The sequence below is a fragment of the Hymenobacter sp. UV11 genome (assembly GCF_004684095.1).
Classification (GTDB): Bacteria; Bacteroidota; Bacteroidia; order Cytophagales; family Hymenobacteraceae; genus Hymenobacter.
Window position 1 is genome coordinate 24903 of the sequence record NZ_SRII01000024.1, and the last position, 6000, is coordinate 30902.

General features: G+C 51.4%; 5 protein-coding genes. 2 read left to right on the plus strand and 3 right to left on the minus strand.

Features of this window, described 5'->3' with window-relative positions; all coding sequences use genetic code 11:
* Positions 1–200 precede the first annotated feature (200 nt).
* Positions 201–407, plus strand: coding sequence for a hypothetical protein (locus E4631_RS26335; protein ID WP_205704307.1), 207 nt, complete (start codon positions 201–203; stop codon positions 405–407).
* 416 nt (positions 408–823) lie between these two features.
* Positions 824–1861 (plus strand): YhcG family protein, encoded by a 1038-nt coding sequence (locus E4631_RS24500; protein ID WP_133660157.1) that lies wholly within the window; start codon positions 824–826, stop codon positions 1859–1861.
* Between the two features lie 256 nt (positions 1862–2117).
* Here E4631_RS24500 and E4631_RS24505 read toward each other — a convergent pair whose 3' ends face one another.
* The 3 genes from E4631_RS24505 to E4631_RS26140 all read right to left on the minus strand — a co-directional run.
* Positions 2118–4106 carry an SIR2 family protein gene (locus E4631_RS24505; RefSeq protein ID WP_133660158.1) on the minus strand — a complete coding sequence of 663 codons (1989 nt, stop codon included), beginning with the start codon at positions 4104–4106 and terminating at the stop codon, positions 2118–2120.
* A 179-nt stretch (positions 4107–4285) separates the two neighbouring features.
* On the minus strand, positions 4286–4765 hold the full coding sequence (locus E4631_RS24510; protein WP_133660159.1) for a hypothetical protein: 480 nt from the start codon (positions 4763–4765) through the stop codon (positions 4286–4288).
* Positions 4766–5784: 1019 nt separating this feature from the next.
* Positions 5785–6000 (minus strand): hypothetical protein (locus tag E4631_RS26140; protein WP_205704308.1); only part of this gene is annotated, 216 nt, incomplete at its 5' end.

The following is a 6000-nucleotide window of genomic DNA, read 5'->3' on the forward strand; positions in this document are numbered from 1 at the left end:
CAGGAGTTCGCAGGGGACTGGGCGCAGGAAGGGCCAAGTGCAGTCGAGGGGGTGCGCGAGGGACCTAGCAAGCAATTTGTGTTCATTAGTTACTTGAAAGTCATTGGTTTATAGATAGCACCTAACGTAAAGTAGATGATGATGTGCAGTAAAATAGTGTAAAGCAATAAACTATTGGAAAAGTAGGTACCAGTTGACCGATGGGCGATAGCGGTTCGGATATCGGTCATATCGGTCATATCGGTCTGGATATCGGTCGTATCGGTCTGAATATCGGTCATATCGGTCTGAATATCGGTTCGGATATCGGTTATATCGGTCCGGATATCGGCCATATCGGCCATATCGGTCCAGACATGGGCCATATCGGTTCGGATATCGGCCATATCGGTCCGGATATCGGTTGACTGATGGGCCATAGCGGTCCAGCTAGCGGTTGACTGATGAGCCATAGCGGCCCGCTAGCGGTTGACCGATGGGCCACATCGGGCCAAAAGGCCTCAAAACAGGCTTCGTAGGCTGCCTAACGGTCGGCGCGCGGGCTGGCTGCTCGTACGGGCACGCTAGAAGACCGGGTTAGCTAACCGTTCCCCCTAGCCGGTAGCCCCATCTGCGCGTGTTTACCGCGTGCTGCTCGTGTTTACGACCCGGTTAACTACGAAATCGGGCCAGCGGGCTGACTAAAACGAAGCGCTGCTACCCACTGGCTTACCATAAGGGGAATTATAGGACACTTTCGAAGCCTTGAGGAGGCACCTCTCAGCCTGAGTTCTAGTAGTGCTCCCGTTGTGGGGCATTGTACTGCTTTGCTTACCTTGCTAGCATGGCTACCCCAACTTTCCCCCTGGCGCCCCTACTCGACCAACTAAAAACGGCGATTCGTACGGCCCGCTTGCGCGCCACTCAGGCGGCTAATGCCGAGTTACTAGGCCTCTATTGGCACATTGGGCGGCTCATTCTCGGCCAGCAACAAGTGCAGGGCTGGGGCGCGAAGGTTATTGACCAACTCTCGGCCGAACTGCGCCGCGAGTTTCCCACGATGAAAGGGCTGTCGGCGCGCAACCTCAAGTACATGAGGCGCTTTGCCGAAGCTTATCCCGATGCGGCGTTTGTGCAAGCGACGCTTGCACAAATCCCCTGGTACCACCACCTGACGTTGCTGGAGAAGGTAGCTGATGAAGCGACCCGCTTGCACTATATCACCGCGACCGCGCAGCACGGCTGGTCGCGCAATGTGCTCGTCCATCAAATTGAGTCCGGTCATCACCGTCGGCAGGGGCAAGCCATCACCAACTTCGCCGCCACGTTGTCGCCGGAACAGTCCGAACTCGCACAGCAAACCCTCAAGGACCCTTACCTCTTCGATTTTCTCGCCTTAACAGATAAGGTCCTGGAGCGCGACTTACAGCGCGGTCTGCTCGAACAGATCACCCGCTTTTTACTTGAACTAGGGAGTGGGTTCGCCTACCTGGGCCAACAGGTGCCGCTCGTCGTCGGCGACCAAGACTTTTACCTCGACTTGCTCTTTTACCACGTCCGCTTACGGGCTTACGTGGTGGTCGAACTGAAAATCACGGAGTTCCGACCCGAGTACGCGGGCAAGCTCAATTTCTATCTCACGGCGGTTGATGAGCAGTTGCGCCACCCGGAAGACCGGCCTAGTATTGGCTTGTTACTCTGTAAAAGCAAAAACCGCGTGGTGGCTGAGTATGCTCTGCGCGATGTCCACAAGCCGATTGGGGTAGCCGAGTACCGACTGGGGGAATCGCTGCCCACGACGCTCCAAGATGTCTTACCCAACCTCGCTGAGTTAGAGCAGCAGTTGAATGCAGCGGTACCCCCGCAGCAAGACGAGTTATAGACCAGAAAAGCAGCCAAAACGGCCCCGAAAACCTGCGTTTTCTGGGCCGTTTTGGCTGGTGGCAAAACCATCCAGATAACACCCGTTTTGTGGAATAGATCAATTGTTCGCTCCCCGACATTTAAAACAGTGGTTTTTAGAAGCCGAGATTATAATGAAGGACTTTACTATATGGTTTTATAGAGAATGTTTCCAGTCCGTTTGGTCTCTTATTAGCGGGGGCATGGGCGAATTTACAATTAGTGGCAAGTAAGAGTTATGAAAGCTTTGGTTGTAGCTCATCTATTTCGTCTGTTAACAAAATAGATGAGCTACTGCTCGGTTTCTGAATAACTAAGGCTTCTGCTATACTCATGCACTGGCGAGTAAAGTTCTTGCTCTTACTTCTTACTAAATAATTTCCTTCAATCTCTGTTTTTTCCCCTATTGGCTGCAATATTCCGACTTGTTCAGACCAAGATAAACGTAGATGCCAACCAAAAATAATGAAATCATTAGTTTGGTCAGATGTAAAACCTAATACGCTATCTCGTTTAGGATTCTTACTAGTGAATACTGGTCCAAATTCTGGAGAATATATATTAAATCCATTCAGCATTAGGGGTTCAACCACATCATAAAGCACCCTATCTTTATTAATGATTCGAGCTAAATTCACTAAGTCTTCAATTGGTTGATTATCAATATCAAAATTTTTGAATAGAATCCCAAAAGTTTGTTCAATTTTTGGCAACAAAGCAATCAAATTACCCATATTCGTCGCTTGGCTGCTAAACTGTTTGGGCTTGTGCATTTTTAGACGCTTCGTGCTTCGCCAAATAGTTACCCCATTCTTTAATACCTTAATAGATTCCCCCTTGCTCAATGCTTGCATAGTACCTACGCACTCCAAGGCGCTTGCAACGTCAGCGAACGGCTTCATACGCCTATCAAATTGTGCATCGCAATCGTAATAATCATCGCGTCTGCCACTACTGTTCATAGATAATTCCAAACGGCTAGTAGCGCTTAATACCACTAGATTAATCCCAGCACGTTTTCCGTAAACCTTTACTTGCGTTCCAGATAATAGTAAGCCGGAACTGAATCTAATATCCACTATATCTTCCCATCCAGGAGCGCGAGTCAACCAGAGCATGGCATCACCATCACTAGGCAGCCGAAATCCTTCAACGAAGTGGGCTATTTGGTTAAAGTTATCGGCAACAATCTTAACAGGCTTGGCAACTTGACCATTAATAAGCGCCTGTATAGCTTCTTGAATTTGAGACGAGCTGCTGGTAACTGTGAATTTGTTGTGAGTTGGGCCGTCACGGCGTATTAGCTCTTTAATCAATGGCCCACTTCCATCCACTTTTACTGAAAAGTCTAATCCTAGGGTGCTAAGCATTTGGCTCACAGGTTTCAAAGCCCCAAATCCATCGCGGGATAACTCCGTTAACGCCTTATCCTTGATATCAAACATCAACTCCTCTACAAAAGCCTCGCCCGTAGCTTGGATAAAGTGGATGTTTTGCCTTTTTAAGCGCTGGACACGCAAAAAGTCCATGCTGGGCCCTACTACATAAGCAGGCCGCATAAGCTCTCCTAACCTATTAGCTAGCTCCAAAAAAACATCTAATACATTTGGATCTTCGACAGCATATCCAACAAATACCACCGTGCGAGTGCTCATCAATGAACGCAGTTGAGTCCAAACTACATCATCTGCTTTGTCAAAAAAACGTCCGTAGTCTTCTTTAGTAATAATGAGACTTTTGGGTCGATTCAACTCGCCATGAATTTTAAATAAAACTGTTGGCTTATCGTCTAGCTGAGGCACATTATCAGCCTGCGTAATAACATGAAGCTTATCTAAACTATAAGCTATTTCAAATAGTTGGTCATAATTGGTTGTAACAATCCTATCAAAATATGGGAGAGCAGCTACTTGCTCGTGAGTAGCCTTGGTTAGTGGTGTAGCAGAGAAGAGTTGTGTTATAACTTGTATCAATCGCTGCTTATTACCGCCGTGCAAATCCACGAAGTATTGAGCAAAATCTGGCAAGGGCAGCTTAAGTAGCTCTTTTTCAGTCAGGCCGAGGGCAGCTGTTAACTCTTGCTGCTGGATTTTAGATAGTGCTCCATAAAGCGCCTGTACCACCCCCATCCCCATCGGATATCCTGCGTAGCGAGAGAAACCAGCTCCAGCCCATAGTAGCGCTCGCCCTTGGCGAATTTCTCTAAATAGCGTATCCTTGTCCATAGGTCACCAAGCTACGAAAGAGCCTCGACTTGTACGCTTCTTATAAGCTTGCCTTAGGATAAAGTCAATTTAAGCTAGAGGTCGGCAGCGGACGGCATACTCAAAAAAGCCCACATTTTCAAGCAAAGACGTGTCTTATAATTGGGCTTATGTTCAGTAGCGGCCAGCAGCGGCCCCACCTATCCAAGTATTTTCAACTGGCCGCTCAGGGGTAGCAGTGGCGCCTGGCCCGGGCCCTCCTGCTGCCAGGGCAGCTGCTCAGCCACCTGGGCCACCTCCGCCGCGGAGTGCAGCGCCTGCAGCTGACCGGGAGCGCTGCGCCAGAGCAGCACGCGTTGGCTGGGCTGATAGTAGAGCGTGTGGCCTAGGTACTGGAGCTGCACAAAGACCCCGGCGGGCCCCCCGCTCATCATCTCTAGGGGGACGCGTGGGGCGGCCGCCGTCAGCAAGCCAGCAGGCAGCCAATTGGCCGGGTCCTCGCGCCCGGGAGTCACCGAGACGGTAAGCAGCGGCGCAGCCGGGGCACTCGGCCAGGGGCTGAGAGTACTGAACAAGTTATCGACCACGCGCAGGCCCACCGTCCCCAGGGCGGTGCCTACGGCAACCACGCCCACGGTTTGCAAGTCAAAGGGCAACGGCGGGGTGGACCCGGCAGCCACTACGGGCGCGGCTAGGGGGGTAGGTTTCCCCACAGCGGTGCGGCGGCGGGCATTACTGGCTAAGGTCTTGCAAGAGGGGCAGCAATACAGTCGCCGCCGGTCCACGGCTTGATAAGGGTCGCCACAGTGGACACAAATCCGGGCCCGCAGGGGCAGTTTCTGGTAGGCCATCGGAAGATAGACTGGTAAAAGCGGTTGTTTTTCGGATAAACGTACGACGGTTATCCGAAAAACAACCGCTTGCGAGGCGATGGCACCTGAAATAGCGACCAACTAGCTCCTGACTACCGGCCGGTTTAGCGGGCGATACCGGCCGGTTTAGTGGGCGATACCGGCCGGTTTAGTGGGCGAACCCGTCTGTCACGCAATGCTACTCAGCAATTCACAGGCTTCAGTCGTTCGTCGTTTAACGACTGTGAAATGGGGATCTACTTCAGCCTAACATACCGCGAGTAGCCCACAGCCCCTACTTCTTTATCTCTCCGATATAATACCAGGCTATCTTTCGTGAGCTTAATAATATTGTCCGTCACCACTAGACCGCCGCTATAGCAAAAGGAAAGCTTGTGGTTAGCCATTTTCCAGTAGGTCTGCCCTGCTTTCTCGTCACTGCCTATTTCGTCAAAAAAATTGACCCGACGCCCTTCAATCCAAAAAATAGCATTGCACTCCAGACAATCAGACCACACTCCCTGAAGCAAAGAGATTTGGGGGTGCAACACCTTTCGAGGCGAGTTGCGCCTCACGCTTGGATGCGGTTTAGGTGAGGGGCGAATACTAGCGTTGGTTTTGGGGAAGGCTTGAGCGGTCGGCGTTTGACAAAAAACGATTCGTAATAGGTGTGCGGCGCAGAGTAGTATAACCATTTTTGCAGGGGAGGCTGGACTTGTCCGATAACGCGGATTATATTCAACAGCAAGCGTGCTACGAGGGCTATTTATAAAGCAGCTACCCCGTAAATCGCGTTAAAAAGGACTCACTTGTGCACCCAAGTGAGTGTATTCTACCTAGAACGGCAGCTAAACCGGCCGGTAGTCGCCAGTCTCTACCCCCGCGCGAACTGGGCGCAGCCAGTAGTTAGCCGCCGAACCTACGGCCGGTGGTCCGGCCGAACCTACGGCCGGTGGTCCGGCCGAACCTACGGCCGGTGGTCCGGCCGAAACTACGGCCGGTGGTCCGGCCGAAACTACGGCCGGTGGTCCGGCCGAAACTACGGCCGGTGGTCCGGCCGAAAC

Bases quoted from the DNA above. Each gene is read 5' to 3' on its own strand.
- E4631_RS24505 (WP_133660158.1), bottom strand. From the start codon at position 4,106: ATGGACAAGGATACGCTATTTAGAGAAATTCGCCAAGGGCGAGCGCTA.
- E4631_RS24500 (WP_133660157.1), top strand. From the start codon at position 824: ATGGCTACCCCAACTTTCCCCCTGGCGCCCCTACTCGACCAACTAAAA.
- E4631_RS26335 (WP_205704307.1), top strand. From the start codon at position 201: ATGGGCGATAGCGGTTCGGATATCGGTCATATCGGTCATATCGGTCTG.